Here is a 24,498-nt window from a genome sequence, read left to right on the forward strand (position 1 = left end):
ACCGCATACGGAGGAGACGGTCGCATGGTCGATCAGTCCGGTAACACCGGCTCCGCAGAGCACATCACCATCAGCTACGCGGGGTTCAACCGGCCATGGGCGGCCTGGATTTCACATCAGCTGGAACAGCTCGGGCACGGCACCACCATGCTGCGCTGGGACCCGCCGGCCGACAGTCCCCTCACCGAGGAGCTGGCCGGCCTGCTCGCGGCCGAGGGCCGCCTGCTGATGGTGCTGGACGACTGGTACTTCAAACTCGGCCCCAAGACCCACGACGAGTGGACCGCCGCCCTCCAGGCGGTCGTGCCAGGCCACGCCGACCGGTTCGCCGCCGTCAGCGTCGCCACCCAGCGGCTGCCCGCCACCGCCTCCGTGCTGCGCCCCGCCGACCTGCGCGACCTGGACGCCGTCGAGGCCAACCGCCGCGTCCTGAACCGCCTCGGCGTCCCGGCCGCCGGCCGGCGCCCCGCCGACCCCGCCGCCAACGCGCCGCGCTTCCCCAACGACCCGCCCGAGATCTGGAACATCCCCCGCCGCAACAACCGCTTCACCGGCCGCGACACCGCGCTGGAGGAGCTGCACGGCAAGCTGGCCGGCCCGGTGCCCGGCCTCGGCCAGCCGCTGGAGACCCGGATCGCCCTGTACGGCATCTCCGGCGTCGGCAAGAGCCAGATCGCCGCCGAGTACGCCCACCGCTTCGGCAACGACTACGACGTGGTCTGGTGGATCAGCGCCACCAACCGGGGCGCCGCCCGCGAGCAGCTCGCCGAGTTGGCCACCCGCCTCGGCCTGCCGGTCGGACAGGAGCTGGGCGACCGGATCCGCGCCGTCCACGAGGCGCTGCGCGTCGGCCGCCCGTACCGCCGCTGGCTGCTGATCTTCGACAGCGCCGACGACATGGAGCAGATCGAGGACCTGGTCCCGGACGGCCGCGGCCACGTCCTGATCACCACCCTCACCCGCGACTGGTCCGGCTCCGGCAGCGCCCAGGAGATCGAGGTGCTGCCCTTCACCCGCATCGAGTCCTGCGCCTACGCGCGGCGCCGCGCACCCCGGCTGACCACCATGGAAGCCGACCTGCTCGCCGACGCCGTACAGGACCTGCCGCTGCTGCTCGCCCAGACCGCCGCCTGGCTGGACGCCAACCCGATGGCGCCCAAGGAGTACATCGAGCTGATCCGCCGCGGCGAACCGAGCCTGGTCGGCATCCGCATCTCCACCGATTACCCGATGGCCTTCCAGACCAGCTGGGCCATAACGCTGAACACCCTGCGCGAACGCAGCCCCGCCGCCGTCGAACTGCTCAAACTGTTCGCGTTCTTCGCGCCCGACGCCATCCCCGTACCGATGCTCGCCCGCGCCCGCCGCGGCGACCTGCCCGAATACCTCGCCGACCTGGCGGCCGAACCCATCGCCTGGAACACCGCGCTGCGCCGGCTCACCGAGTCCACCGCAGTACGCCTGGACTACCAGGTCGCGCAGACCACCACGGACCCCGCCGTCGAGACCGCGCAGATGCACCGGCTCTACCACCGGTTCCTGCGCAGCGACATGGCCGAGGACGAGCGGGACGGCATGGCCGCCACGGCCTGCCGGGTGCTGGCCACCGCCGACCCGCAGAGCCCCTCCGACACCCGGACCTGGGAACAGTACGCCGCCCTCATCCCGCACCTGGAGCCGGCCGGCGTCCTGGACAGCCCCGAGACCTCCGTACAGGAACTGCTGCTGAACTGCATCGAGTACCTGCGGGTCCGCGGCGAGTACCGCATCGGCCTGCGGCTGTGCGAACAGTTCCTCGCCCGCTGGCGCACCCGTATCGCCCCCACCCAGCGCACCATGCTCGTCGTCACCCACCAGCACGCCAACATGCTGCGCAGGCTGGGCCGCTACCGCGAGGCCGAGGCGGTCGGCAGCGCCATCGTCGAGGAACTGACCGCCGAACGGGAAGCGGGCGACGGCGCGCTGCTGCGCGCGCAGGACGGCCTCGCCGGCACCCTGATGGCGCTGGGCTCCTACGGCCAGGCGCTGGACATCTTCCAATCGGTCGTCCAGGGCCGTACGGAACTCCTCGGCCCCGACGCGCCGCTCACCCTCTCCTCGCGCAGCAACCTCGCCTCCGCGCTCAGCGCCCTCGGCCGCTACCAGGAAGCCCTCGACCTCTTCGGCGAGGTGCTGCTCGTCTGGGAGCGCGAACTGCGCGCCCGGCACCACCTCACCCTCGGCGCCGCCTACTCCTACGCCCGGATGCTGCGCCTGCTCGGCCGCTACACCGACGCACTCTCCCGCCAGGAGCTGAACGTACGGCTCTACCACCAGGTCATGGGCAAGCACACCCCGCTGACCCTGCGCGCCGAGCACAACCTTGCGCTGTGCCTGCGCCGCTCCGGCGCCGTCACCCAGGCCGACGCGCTGATGGGCGACGTCGTGGAGCGCTCCCGCCGGGTGCACGGCCCCCGGCACCCGGAAACGCTCATGATGCAGGCCAACTACGCCACGTTCCTGCGGGAGCACGGCGACCTCGGCCGGGCCAGGGAACTGGGCGAGGAGGCCGCCGAGCGGTACCGCACCCTGGTCGGCGAGGCCCACCCGTACACCGTCGGCGCGCTCGGCAACACCGGCCTGGTGTGCTGGGAATTCGGCGAGCGGGACAACGCGCTGGCCATCGCCGAGGAGGCGCTCAGGGGCATGACCCGGGCGGTGGGCCCCGACCATCCCTGGACCCTGGGCTGCGCCCTGAACACCGCCGGCGCCCGCAACCGCGTCGACGACGAGGAGAGCGCCGCCCAGCTGAGCCGGGAGACGCTGGAGCGCGCCAAGCAGGCGCTCGGCGACACCCACCCGCTGACCCTGTCCGCCAAGACGGCGCTTGCCGACGACCTGCGGGCACTGCGGCGCGGCCAGGAGGCGTCCAAGCTGGAGCAGCTGGCCGTACAGCAGCTCACCGAGACGCTGGGCGGCGAACACCCGCACACCCTCTCCGCACGCCGCAGGCGCCGCCCCTACTGGGACTTCGAACCCCAGCCGGTCTGAGAGCCGGTGTCCGTGCCCCGGCCGGGGCACGGACACCGGCCGCGGACGCCGAACGGCCCGGGGCCCCGCAGCGAACGTCGGTCGTTCGCGGCGGGGCCCCGGGCCGTCAACCCGTGACTACGGACTACGCGTCGAACGCCTCGGCGATCAGCGCGGCCTGCTCGGCCTGGTGGCGCTTGGCCGAACCCACGGCCGGCGACGAGGAGTGCGGCCGCGAGATGCGGCGCAGACGCTCACCGTGCGGCACGTCGGCACCGACGGACAGGTCGAGGTGGTCGATCAGGTTCAGACCCAGGAACGGCCACGCACCCTGGTTCGCCGGCTCCTCCTGCACCCACAGGTACTTGCCCGCGTTCGGGTACTTGGCGATCTCCGCCTGGAGCTCCTTGCCGGGCAGCGGGTACAGCCGCTCGATACGGACCAGCGCCGTGTCGAACGCGCCGCGCTTGACCCGCTCCGCCTCCAGGTCGTAGTAGACCTTGCCGGAGCAGAAGATGACCTTGGTGACGTCCTCGGCCTTCGCCGCGTCGTCCGAGATCACCGGCCGGAAGCCGCCCGTGGTGAACTCCGCCGTCTTCGACGCCGCCGCCTTCAGACGCAGCATCGACTTCGGGGTGAAGACGACCAGCGGCTTGTGGTGCGGGTTGTGCACCTGCCAGCGCAGCAGGTGGAAGTAGTTCGACGGGAGCGTCGGCATGGCGACGGTCATGTTGTTCTGCGCGCACAGCTGGAGGAAGCGCTCGATACGGGCCGAGGAGTGGTCCGGGCCCTGGCCCTCGTAGCCGTGCGGCAGCAGCAGGGTGACGCCGGAGGTCTGGCCCCACTTCTGCTCCGCCGAGGAGATGAACTCGTCGACGATGGTCTGCGCGCCGTTGACGAAGTCACCGAACTGCGCCTCCCACATGACCAGCGCCTCGGGGCGGGCCAGCGAGTAGCCGTACTCGAAGCCCATCGCCGCGTACTCGCTGAGCAGCGAGTCGTAGACGTTGAAGCGTGCCTGGTCCTCGGACAGGTAGAGCAGCGGGGTGTAGTCCTCGCCGGTCTCCCGGTCCACCAGCACCGCGTGGCGCTGGCCGAAGGTGCCGCGGCGGGAGTCCTGGCCCGACAGGCGGACCGGGGTGCCCTCCATCAGCAGGGAGCCGAAGGCGAGGGTCTCGCCCGTACCCCAGTCGATCGTGTCGTCCTCCACCTGGGCCGCGCGGCGCTGCAGCTGCGGCAGCAGGCGCGGGTGGACGGTGACCCGCTCGGGGATGTTGACCTGGGACTCGGCGATCCGCTTGACGACCTCCTGGGAGATCGCGGTCTCCACCGTGACCGGGAACTCGGCCTGCGGCTCCGGCACCTCGGGGGCGGCCGGCGCGGTGGTGGCCTCGCGGACCTCCGTGAAGACCTTCTCCAGCTGGCCCTGGAAGTCCTGGAGGGCCTGCTCGGCCTCCTCCAGGGTGATGTCGCCACGGCCGATCAGCGACTCGGTGTAGAGCTTGCGCACCGAGCGCTTCTTGTCGATCAGGTCGTACATCAGCGGCTGCGTGAAGCCCGGGTTGTCGGTCTCGTTGTGACCGCGGCGCCGGTAGCAGATCAGGTCGATGACGACGTCCTTGTTGAACGCCTGGCGGAACTCGAAGGCGAGGCGCGCGACGCGCACCACGGCCTCCGGGTCGTCACCGTTCACGTGGAAGATCGGCGCCTCGATCATGCGGGCCACGTCCGTGGCGTACATGGAGGAGCGGGCCGACTCCGGCGCGGCGGTGAAGCCGACCTGGTTGTTGATGACGATGTGCACGGTGCCGCCGGTGCGGTAGCCGCGCAGCTGCGACATGTTCAGCGTCTCGGCGACCACACCCTGGCCCGCGAAGGCCGCGTCACCGTGCAGCTGGACCGGCAGGACGGTGAAGTCCGTGCCGCCCTTGCCGATGATGTCCTGCTTGGCGCGGGAGATGCCCTCGACGATCGGGTCGACCGCTTCGAGGTGCGAGGGGTTGGCGGCCAGCGAGACCTTGATCTGCTCGCCGTCCAGGCCGGTGAAGGTGCCCTCGGCGCCCAGGTGGTACTTCACGTCGCCGGAGCCGTGCATCGACTTCGGGTCGAGGTTGCCCTCGAACTCGCGGAAGATCTGCGCGTACGACTTGCCGACGATGTTGGCGAGCACGTTCAGCCGGCCGCGGTGGGCCATGCCGATGACGACCTCGTCCAGGCGCGACTCGGCGGCCGAGTCGATGACCGCGTCCAGCAGCGGGATGACGGACTCGCCGCCCTCCAGGGAGAACCGCTTCTGGCCGACGTACTTCGTCTGCAGGAACGTCTCGAACGCCTCGGCGGAGTTCAGGCGGCGCAGGATGCGCAGCTGCTCCTCGCGCTCCGGCTTGGAGTGCCCGCGCTCGACCCGGTCCTGGATCCACTTGCGCTGCTTGGGGTCCTGGATGTGCATGAACTCGATGCCGGTGGTGCGGCAGTACGAGTCGCGCAGCACGCCCAGGATGTCGCGCAGCTTCATCATGGTCTTGCCGGCGAAGCCGCCGACGGCGAACTCCCGCTCCAGGTCCCACAGCGTCAGCCCGTGCTCGATGATGTCGAGGTCGGGGTGCTTGCGCTGCTCGTACTCCAGCGGGTCGGTGTCGGCCATGACGTGGCCGCGCACCCGGTAGGCGTGGATCAGGTCGAAGACCCGGGCCGCCTTGGTGACGTCGTCGTCGTGGGAGACGTCGATGTCCCGCAGCCAGCGCACCGGCTCGTAGGGGATGCGCAGCGACTTGAAGATGTCGTCGAAGAAGTCGTTCTCGCCGAGCAGCAGTTGGTTCATGATGCGCAGGAACTCGCCGGAGGCGGCGCCCTGGATCACGCGGTGGTCGTACGTGCTGGTCAGCGTCATGACCTTGGCGATGCCCAGCTTGTTCAGGGTGTCCTGAGAGGTGCCCTGGAACTCGGCCGGGTAGTCCATCGCGCCGACGCCGATGATGAGGCCCTGTCCGGGCATCAGGCGGGGCACGGAGTGGACGGTGCCGATGCCGCCCGGGTTCGTCAGCGACGCGGTGACGCCGGTGAAGTCGTCCATCGTCAGCTTGTTGTTGCGGGCGCGGCGGACGATGTCCTCGTACGCCTGCCAGAACTCGAAGAAGCTGAGCGTCTCGGCCTTCTTGATGGCCGCGACGACGAGCTGGCGGTCACCGTTGGGCTTCACCAGGTCGATGGCCAGGCCCAGGTTGACGTGCTCGGGCTTGACCAGCGTCGGCTTGCCGTCCTTCTCCTGGAAGGAGTAGTTCATCGACGGCATGGCCTTGAGAGCCTGCACCATCGCGTACCCGATGAGGTGGGTGAAGGAGACCTTCCCACCGCGGGCGCGCTTGAGGTGGTTGTTGATGACGATGCGGTTGTCGAAGAGCAGCTTCACCGGGACGGCGCGCACGGACGTGGCCGTGGGCAGCTCCAGAGAGGCGTTCATGTTCTTCGCCACGGCGGCGGAGGGGCCACGGAGAGTGACCAGTTCCGGGCCTGCGGGCGCCTCGTCGGGCTTCACGTCGTCCTTCTTGGGAGCGGGCTGTGCGGGTGCGGTCTTCGCCGGAGCGGCCTTGGCGGGCGCCGGGGCGCTCGCGGCGGGCTTGGCCGGGGCGGCGGGCTGCGCCGCGGCGGGCGCGGCGGCCTTCGGCGCGGGCTGCTGCGCGGCGGGTGCCGCGGGCGCGTTCGGCGCCGCCTGGGGCGTTCCGGAGGCCGGAGCGGCGGGGCTGCCTTCACTCGCCGGGGCCGGCGTGCTGGCGCCCGCTCCCGGCTTGTAGTCGGCGAAGAAGTCCCACCAGGCTCGGTCTACCGAGTTCGGGTCCTGGAGGTACTGCTGGTAGATCTCGTCGACGAGCCACTCATTCGGACCGAACGCGGCAGCAGGGTTCTTACCCTGCCCCTCTTGGTCAGTCGAAGTGCTCGAACTGTTGGGGGACTGTGGCGACACGGCGGCAACCGCCCTCTTCCGCTTCCTAAGGTGGTGGACAGCGGGAATAAAGGCTACGCCTCTCCGGACCTTTGGTGCAGTCCGGGGCCGTCAGTCGTCGCGCACGTCACATTCCGCAGCGGGTTTCGGGGCATGACTTGGTGGGAAACACACTTGGTTTGCCTGCGTTCGGGTACGCGGCATCGCCGCCGCACCCAGGACTGTGTGCTTCCACCACCGACCCTACGACACCCGACGTCAGCCCCGTACGGAGTCGCTCCCCGGAAGAGTGACGCGGATACGGCAGCCGCGAGGCGATTCGGCGACCCGGATACGGCCCCCGTGCAGATCCACCGCCCAGCGCGCGATCGCCAGGCCCAGCCCCGTACCGCCGTCGCTGCCCGGCCCCGGCGTCGCCGGGTCGCCCCGGTTGAAACGCTCGAAGACGTGGTGCCGCTCGGCCTCCGGGATGCCCGGACCCTCGTCCTGCACCTCCAGCTCCAGGCCCCCGGGCGCCTCGCCGCGCCGCGCCCGTACCGTGACCCGGCCGTGCCGCGGGCTGTGCTTGATGGCGTTGTCGATCAGGTTCGCCACGACCTGGTGGAGCCGCTCGGCGTCCGCGTACGCGGTCAGCTCCGGCGGCGAGACGTCCAGGTGCAGATGGACATCCGTACGGGTGTGGGTGCCGGAGCCGGCGAGCCCCGACAGCGTCGAGGCGCCGCGGCTCATGTTGGCCTCCTTCAGCACCCCCGACAGGTACGGCCACACCTCGAAGCGGCGGGCGTGCAGCGGCACCACACCGTTGTCCAGCCGCGACAGGTCCAGCAGATGCTCCACCAGCCGCCCCAGCCGTTCCGTCTGCTTCAGCGCCGTACGCATCGTCTCCGGATCGGGCTCGCAGACCCCGTCCACCACGTTCTCCAGGACGGCGCGCAGGGCCGCTATCGGGGTGCGCAGCTCGTGCGAGACGTTGGCGACCAGCTCCTTGCGGTGGGTGTCCACCGCCTCCAGGTCGGCGGCCATCCGGTTGAACGCGTCCGCCAGGTCACCGAACTCGTCGCGCCGCCCGCCGCGCACCCGGCGGGTGTAGTCACCGTCCGCCATCGCCCGGGTCACGTCCGTCATGTCGTCCAGCGGTGCGGTCAGACCCTGCGCGACGAACTGGGTGACCAGCAGCGAAGCGATGATCGAGAAGACCGTGATGACCCGCAGCTCGGTGTCGGAGTGGATGGCGACGAACACCAGCAGCGTCGTGATGATCACCGAGACGATGACCAGCGCGCCGAGCGCCGCCTTGACCGAGCGGTACGGGTCCAGCGGGCGCAGCCCCTCCCAGACCCGCCGCCAGAACGGGTCCCAGACCCGCTCCCGCAGCCCGTCCGGCGGGTGCTCGCGGTCCTGGCGTCCGGCCCGCTCCCGCTGGCGGGTGGGAGCCGTCATACCGGCGGAGTCTCCAGCGCGTACCCGACACCGTGCACCGTACGGATGCGCTCCGCGCCGATCTTGCGGCGCAGCGCCTTGATGTGGCTGTCGACCGTACGGGTGCCGGAGGCGTCCGCCCAGTCCCACACCTCGGCCAGCAACTGCTCACGGGAGAGCACCGCGCGCGGCGTGTTCGCCAGGCACACCAGCAGGTCGAACTCGGTCGGCGTCAGATGTACGTCCGTGCCGCGCACCCGCACCCGGCGCTGCGCGTGGTCGATCTCCAGCTCACCCAGGCGCAGAATGCCGCTGCGCGGTGTGTGCGCGGCCAGCGCCGCCCGCTCCACACGCCGCAGCAGTACGTGCACCCGGGCCGCCAGCTCCCGCATGGAGAACGGTTTGGTCATGTAATCGTCCGCGCCGACACCGAGCCCGACCAGCATGTCCGTCTCGTCGTCGCGCGCCGTGAGCATCATGACCGGCACCGGGCGCCGCGCCTGCACCCGGCGGCACACCTCCAGCCCGTCGAAGCCCGGCAGCATCACATCCAGGACCAGCAGGTCCGGCTGCCACGCCTCCGCGGTGTCCACCGCGGCCGGCCCGTCGGTGGCCGTCTGCACCTGGAAACCCTCGGCGCGCAGCCGGGCCGCGATGGCGTCCACGATCGTCGGGTCGTCCTCCACGACGAGGATCCGGCGCTGGGCGCCGGGCGTGGCCGCGGCGGTGCCGCCCTGGGTGGTCTGCGTCTGATCCATCGCCCGCCCCTGCGTGTCCCCGTGCTGCATGGTCGCGTACTGCTGGGCAGCAGCGTAAGGGCAGGGTGTGACCGTCGGCTACGCGCCCTTGCGCGCGAGGTGCACCACGTCGGGGACGCCTCGGACAACGGGGATCTCTTCGGTACGTACGCCGGTGAACCCGGCATTTCGCAGGGCATCCTCGAACGCGGACGACGGCTGCGCCGACCACACCGCGAGCACACCGCCGGGCGTCAGCCGCTCCCGGCAGGCCGCGAGACCGGCGGGGGAGTAGAGGCCGCCGTTGTCCTCGGTGACCGTCCACTCCGGCCCGTTGTCGATGTCCAGGCACAGCGCGTCGAAGGTCCGCGCCCCGGCGCCCTCCCGCACGTACGCGACCAGATCGGCGGCGACGATCTCGGTACGGGCATCGTCGAACGCCGCCCCCGACACGGCGGACAGCGGCCCGCCACGGTGCCAGTCGATGACCGCGGCCTCCCGCTCCACCACGGTGATCCGCCCCCAACGGGCCTCCTCCACCGCTCTGACCAGCGAAAACCCCACCCCCAGCCCGCCGATCAGCACACTGGGCAGCGCCCGTTCGCGCCCCAGTTCCCCCAGCGCCGCATCCACCAGCAGCCGCTCGGAGCGCCCGTCCGAGGTGTCCATCAGAAAACACCCGTTGGCGATGATCTCGAAGTGCGCGCCCCGCTCCCGCAGGACGACCTCGCCGTACGGGCCCTCACGGCGGTCGAGGACCCGCGGCCCACTGCCGGGCGCGGGCGAACCGGTTACCTGTGCGGGGACGGACATGGCGGCCATCCTGGCGAACCGGTGCGCCACGGGTCCAACCGGTTTCCCGGGCCGCCGGTGCGTGACGCACCTCACGCACACAGCGGGCTCATGGAATGAACGTGCAGGCTGTGCCCTACGTAGACCTCAGAGGGGCACGAACGGAAGGGGCCAGGCACCAGTGAGCCGGGCGAACGCGGCAGACGCCTCCGAGGAGACGCCACCCCACGAGGGAGCCCCCACCGGGCAAACGGCCTCTTCCGCGGGAACGCGAAGCGGGGAGGCGGAGCCTCTGAACGGAGTACCGAGGCAGCGCGAACCGGCGCCGAGGGTCGACATCGTGGCGCGCCCCGGCCTCCCGCGAGCCGTCCGGCCGGCGCGGAGCCTGCCCAGACCCTGGCGCCTGCTCCCCGGCCCCCTGAGCACCCCCTTCACCTTCGCCTACACCGCCCTCCTCGTCGCGACCTCCCTCTTCGCCGAACACGCCGACCCCGACCTCGTCCACGCCCTGCTCCAGAGCTCCAGCACCGACGTCGAACACCTGGCGCACGCTCCGCTGCTGGTCCTCGTCGCCAGCGCCCTGTGGATCGCCGGCGGCATGACCTCCGCGTACGCCATCGCCTTCCTCTTCGTCCTGACCGCACTGGAACGCCGGGCCGGCGCCCTGCGGACCGCCGCGGTCTTCTTCGGCGGCCACGCGATCGCCACCCTCGCCACCGAACTCCCGGTCGGCGCCGCGGTCGCCCTCGGCCACCTCCCCGCCGACTCCCTGCAACGCCTCGACTACGGCATCAGCTTCGGCGTGATGGCCTGCACCGGTGCCCTGGCGGGCCTGCTGCCCGCCTGGGCCCGATGGCCGCTCCTGGCAGGCGTGACCTGGTTCGCCGTCACCAGCCTCCTGGTCTCCGGCGACCCCGTCAGCGACGCGGGCCACCTCCTCGCCCTCATCCTCGGCACGCTCGCCCGGCCCCTCCTGGGACGGCCGGGCGGGCCGCACCGGGGGGCGATTGTCAGTGGCCGTTGCTAGCTTCCTGAACACGCTTCTCCACGGCTTCACGGGGAGGTGGAGCGAGGGTTGCACCCGGCCGCGACGACCGGGGCCCCGCTCCGTCAGGAAGAGGCCCACACCATGCGCATGATCTTCGTGAACCTGCCGGTCAAGGACATCGCCGCATCCCGCGAATTCTTCACCCGCCTCGGCTTCACCTTCAACCCGCAGTTCTCCGACGAGCACACCCTGTGCATGATCGTCGAAGAGAACATCTGCGTCATGCTCCTCCAGGAAGACCGCTTCCGGGACTTCATCAACGGCGACATCGCCGACGCCACGAAGACGACGGAAGTCCTCACCTGCCTGTCCTGCGACAGCCGCGACGAGGTCGACACGATGCTCGCCAAGGCTCGCGAGGGTGGGGCGGGGGTGTGGAAGCCGGTTATGGAGGCTGGGCCCATGTATGGGGCCAGTTTCCAGGATCTGGATGGGCATGTCTGGGAGCTGATGTACATGGCTCAGGGGTAGTCGGGGTTCGGTGGGTTGGCCGCTGGGGCCCGGGCCCCCACCCACGCACAGACCGCGCCGCTCGCGCGCCCCCACTCACCGAACCGTAGGCGCAGCCAGCCAGCCTGTCCCCCCTCCCGACCAGCGCCAATTCAAGCCCGTCCGGCGTTTGAGGACACCCGAACCGCACCCCCGCGGCGGGACACCCGAACACCGGTATGTGGGTGATCGCTCACAGCGAACAGGGACCAGGGAACATCCACCACCCCAAACGCATTGAGTGGGCATAGCTCAACTTGCCTGCCGAAGGGGAGATCATGGCTTCGACGTCCACCTCGCTCACTCTGCCCGTGCTGCCCCTCGATGACGAGGTAGTGCTGCCCGGCATGGTGGTGCCCCTGGACCTGTCCGAGGCGGACGTGCGGGCCGCCGTGGAGGCCGCGCAGTCCGCCGCTGAACCGGGTAACAAGCCGCGGGTGCTGCTTGTGCCCCGGGTTGACGGCGCGTACGCGGCGATCGGTGTGCTCGGCCGCGTGGAGCAGGTCGGGCGCCTTTCCGATGGGGACCCGGGTGCGCTGATACGCGGTCTCGGCCGTGTGCGGATCGGCGCGGGTACCACCGGTCCCGGCGCCGCCCTGTGGGTGGAGGGCACCACTGTCGACGAGACGGTGCCCGACCCGCTGCCCGGTGCCGTCACCGAGCTGGTCAAGGAGTACAAGGCGCTGGCCACCGACTGGCTCAAGAAGCGCGGTGCCTGGCAGGTCGTGGACCGGGTGCAGCAGATCGAGGATGTCTCGCAGCTGGCGGACAACTCGGGCTACTCGCCGTTCCTGAGCACCGAGCAGAAGGTGCGCCTGCTGGAGACCACCGACCCGGTGGCGCGCCTGAAGCAGGCCACCGAAGCACTCCGCGAGCACCTCGCCGAGCAGGACGTGGCGGAGTCCATCGCCAAGGACGTCCAGGAGGGCGTCGACAAGCAGCAGCGCGAGTTCCTGTTGCGCCGCCAGATGGAGGCCGTACGCAAGGAGCTGGCGGAGCTGAACGGCGACCCGGAAGACGAGGGCGAGGATTACCGCGCCCGCGTGGAGGCCGCCCAGTTGCCCGAGGGCGTCCGCAAGGCGGCCCTCAAGGAGGTCGACAAGCTGGAGCGGTCCAGCGACCAGAGCCCCGAGGGCAGCTGGATCAGGACCTGGCTGGACACGGTGCTGGAGCTGCCGTGGAACGAGCGTACGGAGGACGCGTACGACATCCCCGGCGCGAAGGAGATCCTGGACGCCGACCACGCGGGCCTGGAGGACGTCAAGGAGCGGATCACCGAGTACCTGGCCGTGCGCAAGCGGCGCGCGGACCGTGGTCTCGGCTTGGTCGGCGGGCGCCGTGGGGGTGCGGTCCTGGCGCTGGTCGGGCCGCCCGGTGTCGGCAAGACGTCGCTGGGTGAGTCCGTGGCCCGTGCGATGGGCCGCAAGTTCGTACGGGTCGCGCTCGGCGGCGTACGGGACGAGGCGGAGATCCGCGGTCACCGGCGTACGTATGTCGGCGCGCTGCCCGGCCGTATCGTGCGTGCCATCAAGGAGGCCGGTTCGATGAATCCGGTCGTCCTGCTCGACGAGATCGACAAGGTGGGCTCGGACTTCCGGGGCGACCCGGCGGCGGCTCTCCTCGAAGTCCTCGACCCGGCGCAGAACCACACGTTCCGTGACCATTACCTGGAGGTCGAGCTGGACCTGAGCGACGTGGTCTTCCTGGCCACCGCCAACGTCCTGGAGGCCATCCCGGAGCCGCTGCTCGACCGTATGGAGCTGGTCCGGCTGGACGGTTACACCCAGGACGAGAAGGTCGTCATCGCCCGGGACCACCTGCTGCCGCGTCAGCTGGAGCGGGCCGGCCTGGAGTCCGGCGAGGTCACGCTCACGGACGGGGCGCTGCGCAAGCTGGCCGGGGAGTACACCCGCGAGGCGGGCGTACGGAATCTGGAGCGGGCCGTGGGGCGGCTGCTGCGCAAGGTCGCGGCACAGAGTGAACTGGGCGAGCGTGACCTGCCGTTCACGGTGGGCGTGGAGGAACTGCGCCCGCTGATCGGGCGGCCGCACCACACCCCGGAGGCGGCGCAGGACCCGTCCGAGCGGCGGACGTCCGTACCCGGTGTGGTCACGGGTCTGGCGGTCACCGGCGCGGGCGGTGACGTGCTCTACGTCGAGGCCTCGCTCGCCGACCCGGAGACCGGCGCGTCCGGGCTCCAGCTCACCGGCCAGCTGGGCGACGTGATGAAGGAGTCCGCGCACATCGCGCTGTCCTTCTTGCGCTCGCACGGCGCGGAACTGGAGCTGCCGGTGGGTGATTTGAAGGAGCGGGGCGTCCATCTGCACGTACCGGCGGGTGCCGTGCCGAAGGACGGTCCGAGCGCGGGCGTGACGATGACGACGGCGCTGGCCTCGCTGCTGTCCGGGCGGCAGGTGCGCCCGGATGTGGCGATGACCGGTGAGGTCTCGCTGACCGGGCGGGTGCTGCCGATCGGCGGCGTCAAGCAGAAGCTGCTCGCGGCGCACCGGGCGGGGATCACGACCGTGGTCATCCCCAAGCGCAACGAGCCGGACCTGGACGACGTGCCCGCGGAGATCCTGGAGAAGCTGGACGTCCACCCGGTCTCCGACGTCCGTCAGGTCCTCGAACTGGCCCTGACCCCGGCCTCGGCCCCGGCCGCTCCGGAGGTCCCGGTCGCGGCGTGACGGACGCGGCCGGCCACAGCGGCCCGGAGTCCCCTGACACGGGGGCTCCGGGCCGCGCGTGTCAGGGGACTCCGGGCCACCGTGCGTATCGTTGTACTGCGCGACTGCCCGCACTTCGCGGCGGTGGGGAGGAGCGCATGATGACCATCGAGCTGACCGACAACAGGATCGAGATCGAGATGGCCGACAGCGACGAGCTCAGCCTGGACATGATGTTCGACTGGCTGGAGCGGGCCATTTTCATGTCGCCGCAACGGGACAACCACTGGGACATCATCGCTTCGATCTATGACCAGTTGCGGACCCGCTATCCGAGGAAGCGAGTGAAGTCCGATGTTCGCATCGACTTTCCCGGCCGCCTCAACGGTTTCGCTTCCGACGTGATCGCGCTGAGGGAGGGCGCGGAGAGCGACGAGAAGGGGCGCTGGCGGTACCAGGACATCGACTTCGTCGCTGAAGTCATCTTCAAGGACACGTCGCGCAACGACTACGGCCCCAAAAAGGACGCCTACGCGCTGGCAGGAGTGCCCGTCTACCTCATCGTCGATCCGTATCTCGGGCAGTGCCACCTCTACACGGATCCCCAGGACGGCTCCTACCGCCTCGGCCCGGTCATCAAGTTCGGCGATCCGGTCGACCTGACCGGGACAGTCGTCGGCCTGACGCTGGAGACGGCGGAATTCGGCCGGGAGTGACGGCGCACGCCGCCCCGGGCCCCGACGCACCCCGCGCCTGGGCCCGGCCGCGTCTCACCCGTCAGCCAACGCCTGCAACCGCTCATACGCCCCGTTGAACCGGTTCCGGTCACCGACCGTGGTGCCCGACGACGTGTACTGCCAGATGGTGTGGAAGTCCCAGCCCGCCGGGAGTTCGCCGGCCGAGGAGCCGTAGCGGGGGATCCACAGGGGGTTGACGGAGCCGAAGCCGGTGTAGTTGCCGGTGCACTGTTTCCACCAGCTGGTGGAGGTGTAGATGACGGCGTCCCTGCCGGTGCGTGCCTTGTAGGTGGCGAAGAAGTCCTTCATCCAGCTGACCAGGCCGGACGGGCTCTTGCCGTAGCAGGTCGAGCCGTACGGGTTGTACTCCATGTCGAGGGCGCCGGGCAGGGTGCGTCCGTCCTTGGACCAGCCGCCGCCGTGGTCCGCGAAGTAGGTGGCCTGGGCGGCGCCGCTGGAGGTGTCCGGGGTGGCGAAGTGGTAGGCGCCGCGGATCATGCCGACGTTGTAGGAGCCGTTGTACTGCTGGGCGAAGTAGGGGTTGGTGTAGCTGGTGGATTCGGTGGCCTTGACGTAGGCGAAGCGGACTCCGCCGTTCCACAGGGTCTGCCAGGGGACGTTGCCGTTGTGGCTGCTGACGTCGACGCCTTCTACGGAGGCGAGGGTGGGGGGTGGCGCCTCGCCCGGCGCGTCGCCCTCGTGCCGGGCGATCTGGGAGCCGGCCCAGTCCTGGCCGGGGTGGGTGGGTTCGGGGGCCGGGCCGTGCGGGGTGGCGCCGGCGGTGCCGGGCAGTCCGAGGAGGAGGGCCAGGACGGCGAGGAGGATGCCGGGCAGGGCCGCCGTCGGGTGCGGGCGGCGACGGGCGGCGGGGCCGGATCTGTGCACGGGCATACGTGCCTCCGAGGATTTCGGTGAACTGACCTGAGGGGGGACCGGCCGGGCGGGCCGCGGCGCGCCGTGGGGCGCGCGGAGCGGAACGAGGGGAGTGGTGCGGCCGCACCGACCCGTGTGGTGTGGTCATGCCAAGTGCGTGCGGTTGACGGTACGCGCGTAGATGCAAGGGGCAAAGAGGGGAGCCGGGCTTCCGTTGGTCTAATCCTGCGAAATACTGGACAAGCTGCGGCTTCGGCCGTCGCTGGAAGAAACTTTCACGGTCCGGAAAGCGGGAGAGGGCGCTGACGTGCACGACACCAGATCCGACGGCATGGCCGGGGCGGACGAACCCAGTGGTGTGGACCAGGTGTTCCTCTCCTTGGAGCGGGAGCTGGCGGTCTTCCTGCGCCGCGCCCGCGCCACGTCCGGCGAGCTGGCGCGGGAGGTGCACCCGGAGCTGGAGTCGGCCGCGTACGGCCTGCTCGTACGGCTCGCCGACGCGGGGCAGCAGCGGGCCACCGAACTCGCCGGCTACTTCGGCGTGGGCAAGGCGACGATGAGCCGGCAGCTGCGTGCCCTGGAGGACCTCGGTCTGATCGCCCGCGAGCCGGACCCGGCCGACGGGCGGGCCGTCCTGGTCCGGCTCACGGACGAGGGCCGCGACCGGTTCGGCCGCGTACGCAACAGCCGCCGCGCCCAGTACGCGCGACGGCTCGCCTCCTGGGACCGCCGCGAGGTCGCGGAACTGGCCCGGCTGCTGCACCGGTTGAACGGGGAGCAGGACGCGGAAGAGGGGTGCGGGGCCGCCGGCAAGGGGGAGCGGGACGGCCGGTAGGGGCGTGAGAGGGATGGTGGGCAGGGGAGAAGCCGGTGCGCGCGGGCCCCTGCGGGCCCTGGCGCACCGGCTCTCGGTCGGTCATCCGTGACGGCCGCCTCCTCCGCGGACGGCCGGCATCTCGGGCGGGTCAGTTCTCCGCGCGCAGCCGCAGCGGCAGCCGGCGCAGCCGCCAGGTGCCGGGCTGGCGCAGACGTTCCTGTTCCTCCAGTTGTTCCGGGGTGAGGGCGAGCGCCAGGTCCGGGTAGCGCGCGAGCAGCTTGCCGTAAGCGACTTCCGCCTCCTGCCGGGCCAGCGTGGCGCCCAGGCAGTAGTGCATCCCGTGGCCGAAGCCCACGTGGTCCTCGGCGCGGCCCGCCGGCTGCCGCGTCAGGTCGAGCCGCTCCGGCTCGGTGTAGTGCCGCGGGTCGTGGTTGGCGGCGACGAGGCTGAACACCAGCGCGTCACCCCGGCTGACCCGGACCCCGGCCACCTCGGTGTCCTCGGTGGCGTACCGCAGCTGGGTGGCCTGGATCGGCCCGCACCAGCGCATCAGCTCATGGACGGCGCGCGGCAGCAGCTCCGGGTCCGCGTCCAGCAGCCGCCGCTGGTCGGGGTGGGTGAGCAGGGCGAGCGTGCCGTTGCTGATGAGGTGGGCGGTGGTCTCGTGGCCGGCCAGCACCAGCGTGAGGACCAGGGTGACCATCTCGATGTCGCTCAGCTTGCCGCCGTCGTCGTCCTGCGCCCGGATGAGCCCGCTGAGCAGGTCGTCCCGCAGGGCCGCGCGGCGCTCGTCGATCACTTCGTGGATGTGCGCGATCATCTGGGGCATGGTGGCGCCGATGCGCTTGGGGTTCAGGGAGGCGAGGTCGGCGCCGAACCGCCGCCACAGTGTCCGGTCCTCCTCGTCGATGCCGACCAGTTCACAGATGACCGTGATGGGCAGCGGGTACGCGAAGTGCTCGACGAGGTCGACGACACCGTTCTCGGCGTGTCCGGGCAACTGGTCCAGCAGCTCGTCGGTGATCCGCTCGACGCGCGGCCGCAGGTCCTGGATACGGCGGGCGGTGAAGGCCCGGGAGACCAGGCGGCGCAGCCGGGTGTGGTCCGGCGGGTCGCTGGTGAGGATGGTGTCCACGAGGTACGGGGCCAGGTGCTCGGGTATGCCGAACAGCTCGATCAGCCGGGCGCGCGGGTCCTGGTCCGCGCTGCTGCCGGGCACCAGGGTCGGGTTGTTGACGAAGCGCTGGTCGCGCATCACCTCGCGTACCACGTCGAAGCGGGTGACCAGCCAGATGGGCGAGTCGTCGATGAACCGGGCGCGGACGAGCGGGGCCTGTTCGCGCAGCGTGCCGTACCCGGTGTACGGGTTGTCGAGCAGCTCCGGTTCCATCAGGTTCGGCTCGCCGGGGTGCAGCCCGACGTAGGAGGGCAGCGTGGTGGCGTCGGCGGTGGGCTCGATGGTGGTGGTCGAGGGGGAGGTGGTGGAGTCGGGCGGGGTGACCGCCGTGGACTCGGTGTGCGATGTGGTCATCGTGCGTTCTCCTCCTGATCAGGGTGTGACCGGGGGTCACTGGCGGAGCTGGCGCCGCACTTCCTGCCGGCTCAGCTCCTCCAGGCGCGCGAAGCGCTTGACGATGGCGGGGGCCGCCGCGGCGGTGACCTGCGGGTCGGGCTCGCCGGGCGACTCCAGGGCGTTGCGGACCGTGTGGCACAGCAGGTCGGCCCGCTCCTCGTCCCGGGCCGGAGCGCGTTCGGGAAACAGCACCTCGGCCTGGAAGAAGCCGGTGGCTGTCGACATGCAGACGTACATCTGCTGGTCGACGGTCAGGTCTTCGCGCACCAGACCGTGGGCGCGCAGGGTGGACAGCTGGGAGCGCAGCGTGTCGGTGCCCGCCTCGACCAGCTCCACCAGTTCCTTCTTGGCGATGTCGTTCAGGCGCCCGAGGATGTCGGAGTCGTCGAGGTAGAGGGCGCGCAGCACCGGGTCGTCCATGAAGTCCAGCAGGCACCCGCGCAGGGCCCGGCTGGGCAGGATGTTGCGGCTGTCGGCCCGCATCCGTGCCAGCTGTCTGCCGTGGTCGGCCGCCTTGGCGCGGAGCACCACGGCCAGCAGCAGCGCGTCCTTGTTCTTCCAGTGCAGGTAGACCGTGCCTTTGCCGACGTCCGCGCGGCGGGCGATCTCGTCGGCGGTCACGCGGCGGTAGCCCCAGGCGAGCAGCAGCTCGCTCGCGGCGTCCAGGATGCGTTCGCCCCGTTCCGTACGCTCGTCGGCTTCCACGGTCCTCCCTGACTCTGTGACCAGATTTCTCATCTGGTCACAGAGTCAACGTAGGAGGGGAGGCGCCTGCCAAGTAAGGCTGTTTCCGGCCGTACGGCGAGAATCGGTGCGGCGCCCGGTGATCGGCGGCGGACGGCAACCGGCGTCCGGTCCGGCCGGGTCGCGACACAAGCTCTTACGGCTCGACCAGCACCACCGTCGCATCGTCCCGCGACTTGCCGCGCGGGAACCGCGCCCCCTCCGGATCGGCACCCTCCAGCGCCCGTACCCGGTCGACCAGCGCCTGCGGCCCCTCCTTGCGCACCACCGCGAGACAGTCCGCCCACGAACCCTCACGAAAGACCTCGACCCACCGTGACGCGCCGTCACTGAGCGCGGTCAGCGACCGTACTTCGGCGCGCGGGGTGGAACCGGTGACCGCGCGGGCGGCCACCGACGGATCGGCCGCCGCGGTGAAGAAGCCGCCCTCGGCGTTGCGCAGCGCCTCGACGGCAGCCCCGTACTCGCGGCCTGCGGCGACGCGTTCGGCGGAGCCGCGCGGCAGGGCCCGCACGGCGTCGCGCAGGGCCTGTACGGCGGGCGGCAGTTCGTCCAGGCGGGTGTCCAGGACCGGCCGGACCGTACCGTCCGGATGCTCGACAAGCAGTACGGAATCGGACAGGACCAGGTACTCGACGGTGTCCGGCGACCACCGGGCGGCCACCGCGGTTGCCTGCGGAGTCCGTGCGTGAGAAAGGTCACAGGTGGAACGGTGAACTTCGGCCGTCCGGGAGATGGCGGCCGAAAGTGACTCAGGGAGCGTCATATCCCGGAATGAACCGGACAGTTCGAGCATCGCTCCGCCGAGTCGTGCGGTGTACCACGGCACGCCGTGCGCACAGCCGGTGTCGTCCGGCGGTGGGGTCACACCGTCCAGCAGGACCAGCACTCCGCCCTGGCCGGAGGCGGGCAGGGCGACGGACGCGTAGTCCTCGTTCGGGTGTTGGGGGTCTCCCGGCTCGGTGGCCAGTTCGATGCGCATGGCGGCCAGTCTGCCGCAGCGCGTCCGGTTTCCCGCGGTGTGCGGACTTCGCCGGGCTCGGGGACGTATCAGCAGGTCAGGGGGCGTGACAAGGGCCAAAAATCGCGGTCGTCCAAGGTGCGGGCGCGCATCTTTCCAGGAGCCGCACGGTTCTCCAAACCCGCTCGGGGGTTGCGCGAGGTTGCATCCCGGAACGGCCTGCGTCGCAAGTTGATGGCCAACTTCCGATTGATGTTCACTCATTCGAGTGGCCGGGTGTACGTTGCCGGGCCGCTGCGCGATGCCGGTGGAATGGTCGTGGCCCGGATCTTGGGAGGCGCCAGAACGCTCGTCGCGACGCGCAGAGCCGGGCTGCTTCCCTCGCGGACGTGTGAATTGCCGCGGTCTTCGCGCAGGTACGCGCCGCGAGCGAGGGCGAACCGGGTCCGCGGGACCACACGGTGTGGGCAGGCGAGACAGGAATGCGAGCAGCGGTGCGGAAGAAGCGGCTTCGGGACGGCGCGGTCGGGCCGGGATCACCGGCCGGTTCGTTTTCGGGTACGGCTCCGGGCGTGGGTGTGGACGCGGGTTCTGGCGTGCCTCCGGTCGCCGGCCTGCCCCCGGCCTCCGGCACGCCGCCTCTCGTGACCGGTGCGGTGCCGGGCAACACCGCGTTCGGAGCCGTCCCGCCGGGGAAGCCGGCGTCCGGTGACACCGTGCCCAGCGACGAAGGGGTCGGAAACTCCGTGCCCGCCGGGCCTGAGAAGCCCGAGGCCACGAACACCCCCAAGGCTGCGAACACCTCCGAGGCCGCGAAGCCCCCCGAGCCCGCACCCGCACCCAAGCCTGCCCCCACCCCCACCACCCCCGTCCCCGCCCCCACCGGCCGTCCCGCGCGCGTGCGCAACCGGCTGGTCGGTGCGGTGGCTGTCGCCGCGCTGGCCGTGCTCGGCGCCGGTGCGCCCGCCGTCGTGTCGGCCGTGGACGACACCCACGACTCCCAGCGGCTGGTCGACCTCGCCGGTCTGAACGCCCACGCGGTCACCCTCGCGCACTCCCTCGCCGACGAGCGGGACGCGATGACCGAGTACGTCGCGGGCGGGCGCTCCGCCAAGTCCGGCGGCGCCGGGGTGACGGAGGCCCAGCGGGGCCGCGTGGACCGCCAGATCAGCGAACTGCGCGCCGAGTCGCCCGGCGTGGCCGGCGCCACCGAGGCGTACCGGGCGGCCGACAAGCTGCTCGCCGCGCTGCCGCAGACCCGCCAGAAGGCGCTGTCCGGGCCGGGGCAGGTCATCGACACCTTCGATGCCTACACGGCCGTTGTCGAGGCGCTGGGTGCGCTCTCCGACGCCATCGCCCGCGACCTGCCCGCCCGTGCGAGCGGCGTCGCCCCGGACGTACGGGCCCTGCCGCAGCTCGGCCGCGCCACCGACCAGGCGGCCGCGGCCCGCGCCCTGCTCGTCCCGGCGCTCGCCTCGGGCGGCCCGCAGCCCCGGCTGACCGCGGCCGCGCAGCGGGCCTCGGTACGCGAACAGGCCGCGCTGGCCGCCTTCAAGCAGTCCGCGAGCCCCAAGGCGCGGGAGTCCTACGACCGCACCGTCAACGGCGGTGACGTCAACACCGCCGAGAGCTACCTCGCCAAGCTCACCGACCAGCCACGCCTGGACTCCGACGACCAGCGGCTGAGCAGCGCGCGGGTGAAGACCGCCCTCACCGCGCGGATCGGTCTGATGCGCAGCGTCGAGGCGTCGATGGCCACCGCCGACATCGACCGGCTGGGCGCGCTGCGCGACGACGACGTGACGGCGCTGGAGATCCGTATCGCGCTGGTGGGTGTCTGCCTGCTGCTGGCGATCGGTGCCAGCGTCTCCGCGTGGCGCTCGGTGACCCGGCCCCTCGCGGCGCTGCGGCTGGGTGCCAAGCGGGTGGCGGCCGATCCGGCGGGCGAGCCGCCGGTCGCGTTCAAGGGCCGCAACGACGAGTTCGCGGACGCCGTACGGTCCGTCAACGCCCTGCACGCCCAGGTGGGCGAGGTCGGGCGCCGGGTCGCCGAACTGGAGGGCGAACGCTCCCGGCTGGTCGGCGGACGCCGGCGGCTGGCCGCCGAGCGCGAGGTGCTCCAGGGCGAGCGGGAGTCGCTGCGCCAGGAGATCGCGGACCTCACCGAGCGGATGGCGGCGCTGCGCGACGGCGTCCAGGGCCGGTTCGTCAACCTGGCGCTGCGCACCCTGAACCTGGTCGAGCGCCAGCTGACCGTCATCGAGTCGCTGGAGCAGAAGGAACAGGACCCGGACCGGCTGGAGACCCTCTTCAAGCTGGACCACTTCGCCGCCCGGATGCGGCGCAACAGCGAGAACCTGCTGGTCCTGGCCGGTACGGAGCACAGTGCCGGGCAGCCGGGGCCGGTGCCGCTGCTGGACGTGCTGCGCGCCTCGATCAGCGAGATCGAGCGGTACGAGCGGGTACGCGTCCAGTCGCTGCCGCCGCACTCCCAGGTCGCCGGGTTCGCCGCCGACGACATCAGCCACCTCGTCGCGGAACTGCTGGAGAACGCCACCGCCTTCTCCCCGCCGGACGCCCATGTCGAGCTGTCCGGCTGGCTGCTGGAGAGCGGCGAGGTCATGCTCTCGGTGCAGGACGAGGGCATAGGGATGACCGCGGACCGGCTGGCGGAGCTGAACGACCGCCTCGCGGACGGGTCCGGCGGCGACAGTCCGGACACGGCGGACGAGACTCTCGGGCTCGGCCTGTACGTCGTCGTACGGCTCGCCGCCCGCCACGGTGTGCGCGTACAGCTGCGGGACCAGCAGCAGGGCGGGATCACGGCCGTCGTCGTGCTGCCCGCCGCCATCCTGCCCACCCGGCCGGCGCCGGGTTCCGTCGCGCCGCCGCTGCCCGGCGAGGGTGGCGTCATCCAGAATCTGCCGGGCTCGGTCGCCGAGGCCAACTCCAACACGCTCCAGACGCGGCTGCCGCGGCTGGCACCGGGCGGGGCGGACGCCGAGCCGCAGTCCGCGGAGGCGACTTCGGATGCGGACGGGGCCCCGGACGTGAACCCGGATGCGCCCGTGGCTCCGGCCCCGGAACCGGCCACGGCTCCGGCCGCCGAACCGGCCACGGAACCCGCCACAACGAGTGCCCCGGCACCCGGTACGGAACCCAACGCGGCGCCCGCCGCGAACGCACCGGCGCCCGCCGCGACCGACCCCTTCGTCGAGGCCGCGGAGCGCGCGGTGCAGGCGGCCGGACCCGAGGCGCCCGCCGGACCGGAGGCGCCCGCCGGACCCGGGGCGCCCGCCGCGACCGCGCCGGGCGACGGCCCGGAGCCCTCGGCGAGCCCGTACGGACCGCAGTCGCCCGGCCCGTACGCCGCCGGCACCGACGAGCACACCCGGCCGGGTACCACAACGCCCGACGCCCCGACCCCGGACAACGCGACCACCGACACCCCGCCCCCCGGTCGGCACGCCCGTCCGCAGGAGGGCGACGCCGTACCCGCCGACGAGGGCGCCGACGCGCCGCCGCGGCCCCGGTTGACCAGCCAGGGCCTGCCCAAGCGCACACCCAGGATCGTGCCGCAGAAGCCGCCGGCCGCTCCCCGTACGGGCAACGCGGCGGCCACCGCCGAGTCGCTGCGGGCCCGGCTCGGCGGCTTCCAGCAGGGGGCGCGGAACGGCCGGCGCGACGTCGAGGCCGAGATCGCGGAACGTACAGCGGAGCAGACCATCCCACAGACGGACACCGACGGAGCGGGGGCCCCGGGACAGAGCCACGTTGTCGAGGAGGCACGCGATTGAACGCGCAAGCGCCGGCTGCTTACGGACTGAGCAGTGAGGCACGGAATCTGCACTGGTTGCTGACCAACCTGGTCGATGAGGTGCCGGGCATCCGCTCGGTCGCCGTGGTCTCCTCCGACGGACTGCTGCTGCTCTCCTCCGACCCGGGAGCCGCCGCGGCGGTCTTCACGGCCGGGCAGCCCGGTGCGCCGAGGGGACCCCGCGGGTCCAGCGCGGACCTCGCCACCATCGTCTCTGGGCTGGGCAGCCTCACCACGGGCGCCGCCCGGCTGATGGACGGCGGGTCGGTCAAGCAGACGATGGTCGCGATGGACGAGGGCAGTCTCTTCGTCATGTCGGTCAGCGACGGCTCGCTGCTCGGGGTGCACGCCACCCCGGACTGCGACATGAACGTCATCGCCTACCACATGGCGCTGTTCGTCGGCCGGGCCGGCCACGTCCTGACCCCCGAACTCCGCAGCGAGCTGCGCAAGTCGATGGAGAGCGCCCAGTGAGCACCGCACCGAAGCTCCCCGTGCGCGGCGGGGACAAGAAACCCTCGCGCGTGCGCCCGTACTCGCTCACCGGCGGGCGGACCCGCTTCGGCCATGTGCTGCTCGTGGAGACGTTCGTGGCCGCGCTGGACGCTCCCGAGGAGCGGCGGGAGCTGACCTCCGGCGGCTGGGGCGACCGGGTGATGCCGGAGATGCGGGCGATCGTCGAGCTGTGCCGCCGGATGCGTTCGGTGGCGGAGATCTCCGCGCTGCTCAAGATGCCGCTGGGCGTGGTCCGCGTGCTGCTCAGCGACCTCGCCGACCAAGGAAAGATCCGCGTCTACGGCACCGGGCACGGCACCGGCCGGCCCGACCGCGCGCTGCTCGAAAGGGTGTTGGGTGGACTTCGCAGGCTCTGACACG

The 24,498-nt window shown here is 71.5% G+C and carries 17 protein-coding genes; 9 read left to right on the forward strand and 8 right to left on the reverse strand.

What is annotated here, in order from left to right; all coding sequences use genetic code 11:
- The first annotated feature begins 24 nt into the window (after positions 1-24).
- A complete protein-coding gene (gene fxsT / locus ACZ53K_RS36295; RefSeq protein WP_468845472.1) occupies positions 25-3,030 on the forward strand; it encodes an FxSxx-COOH system tetratricopeptide repeat protein in 3,006 nt (1,001 codons plus the stop codon).
- A gap of 124 nt (positions 3,031-3,154) precedes the next feature.
- Here the strand turns inward: fxsT and ACZ53K_RS36300 are convergent, their stop codons facing one another.
- The 4 genes from ACZ53K_RS36300 to ACZ53K_RS36315 form a co-directional block, all read right to left on the reverse strand.
- Positions 3,155-6,970, reverse strand: coding sequence for a multifunctional oxoglutarate decarboxylase/oxoglutarate dehydrogenase thiamine pyrophosphate-binding subunit/dihydrolipoyllysine-residue succinyltransferase subunit (locus ACZ53K_RS36300; RefSeq protein WP_468845474.1), 3,816 nt, complete (start codon positions 6,968-6,970; stop codon positions 3,155-3,157).
- A gap of 237 nt (positions 6,971-7,207) precedes the next feature.
- Positions 7,208-8,389 (reverse strand): HAMP domain-containing sensor histidine kinase, encoded by a 1,182-nt coding sequence (locus tag ACZ53K_RS36305; RefSeq protein WP_468845477.1) that lies wholly within the window; start codon positions 8,387-8,389, stop codon positions 7,208-7,210.
- Positions 8,386-9,126, reverse strand: coding sequence for a response regulator transcription factor (locus ACZ53K_RS36310; RefSeq protein WP_031001263.1), 741 nt, complete (start codon positions 9,124-9,126; stop codon positions 8,386-8,388). Before ACZ53K_RS36310 ends, ACZ53K_RS36305 begins: the two co-directional genes overlap by 4 nt.
- A gap of 78 nt (positions 9,127-9,204) precedes the next feature.
- The gene (locus tag ACZ53K_RS36315; RefSeq protein ID WP_468845480.1) at positions 9,205-9,918 is read right to left on the reverse strand and encodes a spermidine synthase family protein; all 714 of its coding nucleotides are present in this window, start codon (positions 9,916-9,918) and stop codon (positions 9,205-9,207) included.
- Positions 9,919-10,237: 319 nt separating this feature from the next.
- Between ACZ53K_RS36315 and ACZ53K_RS36320 the strand changes: the two genes are divergently transcribed.
- The 4 genes from ACZ53K_RS36320 (at position 10,238) to ACZ53K_RS36335 (ending at position 14,816) form a co-directional block, all read left to right on the forward strand.
- Positions 10,238-10,924, forward strand: coding sequence for a rhomboid-like protein (locus tag ACZ53K_RS36320; protein ID WP_468845481.1), 687 nt, complete (start codon positions 10,238-10,240; stop codon positions 10,922-10,924).
- A 108-nt stretch (positions 10,925-11,032) separates the two neighbouring features.
- Positions 11,033-11,416, forward strand: coding sequence for a VOC family protein (locus ACZ53K_RS36325; RefSeq protein WP_468845483.1), 384 nt, complete (start codon positions 11,033-11,035; stop codon positions 11,414-11,416).
- 296 nt (positions 11,417-11,712) lie between these two features.
- A complete protein-coding gene (lon, locus tag ACZ53K_RS36330) occupies positions 11,713-14,121 on the forward strand; it encodes an endopeptidase La (RefSeq protein WP_468845485.1) in 2,409 nt (802 codons plus the stop codon).
- 137 nt (positions 14,122-14,258) lie between these two features.
- Positions 14,259-14,816: a Uma2 family endonuclease gene (locus ACZ53K_RS36335; RefSeq protein ID WP_468845487.1), complete on the forward strand. Its 558-nt coding sequence runs from the start codon at positions 14,259-14,261 to the stop codon at positions 14,814-14,816.
- A 54-nt stretch (positions 14,817-14,870) separates the two neighbouring features.
- Here ACZ53K_RS36335 and ACZ53K_RS36340 read toward each other — a convergent pair whose 3' ends face one another.
- Positions 14,871-15,728 carry a lysozyme gene (locus ACZ53K_RS36340; protein ID WP_468845489.1) on the reverse strand — a complete coding sequence of 286 codons (858 nt, stop codon included), beginning with the start codon at positions 15,726-15,728 and terminating at the stop codon, positions 14,871-14,873.
- 313 nt (positions 15,729-16,041) lie between these two features.
- Between ACZ53K_RS36340 and ACZ53K_RS36345 the strand changes: the two genes are divergently transcribed.
- Positions 16,042-16,545: a MarR family winged helix-turn-helix transcriptional regulator gene (locus ACZ53K_RS36345; RefSeq protein ID WP_468845527.1), complete on the forward strand. Its 504-nt coding sequence runs from the start codon at positions 16,042-16,044 to the stop codon at positions 16,543-16,545.
- Between the two features lie 130 nt (positions 16,546-16,675).
- Here the strand turns inward: ACZ53K_RS36345 and ACZ53K_RS36350 are convergent, their stop codons facing one another.
- The 3 genes from ACZ53K_RS36350 to ACZ53K_RS36360 all read right to left on the reverse strand — a co-directional run bounded on the left by ACZ53K_RS36350 (position 16,676) and on the right by ACZ53K_RS36360 (position 19,826).
- A complete protein-coding gene (locus ACZ53K_RS36350) occupies positions 16,676-18,058 on the reverse strand; it encodes a cytochrome P450 family protein (protein WP_468845491.1) in 1,383 nt (460 codons plus the stop codon).
- A 36-nt stretch (positions 18,059-18,094) separates the two neighbouring features.
- Entirely contained in the window at positions 18,095-18,805 is a 711-nt protein-coding gene (locus ACZ53K_RS36355; RefSeq protein ID WP_468845494.1) for a TetR/AcrR family transcriptional regulator, read from the reverse strand.
- 175 nt (positions 18,806-18,980) lie between these two features.
- Positions 18,981-19,826: a hypothetical protein gene (locus ACZ53K_RS36360; RefSeq protein ID WP_468845496.1), complete on the reverse strand. Its 846-nt coding sequence runs from the start codon at positions 19,824-19,826 to the stop codon at positions 18,981-18,983.
- A gap of 461 nt (positions 19,827-20,287) precedes the next feature.
- On the opposite strand from ACZ53K_RS36360, the gene ACZ53K_RS36365 reads away from it, so the two are divergent.
- Genes ACZ53K_RS36365 through ACZ53K_RS36375 form a run of 3 tightly spaced genes read left to right on the forward strand, consistent with a single transcriptional unit; the run spans position 20,288 to position 24,494 of the window.
- Positions 20,288-23,602: a sensor histidine kinase gene (locus tag ACZ53K_RS36365; RefSeq protein WP_468845498.1), complete on the forward strand. Its 3,315-nt coding sequence runs from the start codon at positions 20,288-20,290 to the stop codon at positions 23,600-23,602.
- The gene (locus ACZ53K_RS36370; protein ID WP_468845501.1) at positions 23,599-24,096 is read left to right on the forward strand and encodes a roadblock/LC7 domain-containing protein; all 498 of its coding nucleotides are present in this window, start codon (positions 23,599-23,601) and stop codon (positions 24,094-24,096) included. Before ACZ53K_RS36365 ends, ACZ53K_RS36370 begins: the two co-directional genes overlap by 4 nt.
- Positions 24,093-24,494 (forward strand): DUF742 domain-containing protein, encoded by a 402-nt coding sequence (locus ACZ53K_RS36375; RefSeq protein WP_468486404.1) that lies wholly within the window; start codon positions 24,093-24,095, stop codon positions 24,492-24,494. The genes ACZ53K_RS36370 and ACZ53K_RS36375 overlap by 4 nt, the downstream gene beginning before the upstream one ends.
- Positions 24,495-24,498 lie beyond the last annotated feature (4 nt).

Source organism: Streptomyces sp. NPDC033221, from assembly GCF_055577005.1.

Coding starts and splice junctions, on each gene's coding strand:
- fxsT (WP_468845472.1), top strand. CDS start 25: ATGGTCGATCAGTCCGGTAACACCGGCTCCGCAGAGCACATCACCATC.
- ACZ53K_RS36305 (WP_468845477.1), bottom strand. CDS start 8,389: ATGACGGCTCCCACCCGCCAGCGGGAGCGGGCCGGACGCCAGGACCGC.
- ACZ53K_RS36310 (WP_031001263.1), bottom strand. CDS start 9,126: ATGGATCAGACGCAGACCACCCAGGGCGGCACCGCCGCGGCCACGCCC.
- ACZ53K_RS36315 (WP_468845480.1), bottom strand. CDS start 9,918: ATGTCCGTCCCCGCACAGGTAACCGGTTCGCCCGCGCCCGGCAGTGGG.
- ACZ53K_RS36325 (WP_468845483.1), top strand. CDS start 11,033: ATGATCTTCGTGAACCTGCCGGTCAAGGACATCGCCGCATCCCGCGAA.
- lon (WP_468845485.1), top strand. CDS start 11,713: ATGGCTTCGACGTCCACCTCGCTCACTCTGCCCGTGCTGCCCCTCGAT.
- ACZ53K_RS36335 (WP_468845487.1), top strand. CDS start 14,259: ATGATGACCATCGAGCTGACCGACAACAGGATCGAGATCGAGATGGCC.
- ACZ53K_RS36340 (WP_468845489.1), bottom strand. CDS start 15,728: ATGCCCGTGCACAGATCCGGCCCCGCCGCCCGTCGCCGCCCGCACCCG.
- ACZ53K_RS36345 (WP_468845527.1), top strand. CDS start 16,042: ATGGCCGGGGCGGACGAACCCAGTGGTGTGGACCAGGTGTTCCTCTCC.
- ACZ53K_RS36350 (WP_468845491.1), bottom strand. CDS start 18,058: ATGACCACATCGCACACCGAGTCCACGGCGGTCACCCCGCCCGACTCC.
- ACZ53K_RS36360 (WP_468845496.1), bottom strand. CDS start 19,826: ATGCGCATCGAACTGGCCACCGAGCCGGGAGACCCCCAACACCCGAAC.
- ACZ53K_RS36365 (WP_468845498.1), top strand. CDS start 20,288: ATGCGAGCAGCGGTGCGGAAGAAGCGGCTTCGGGACGGCGCGGTCGGG.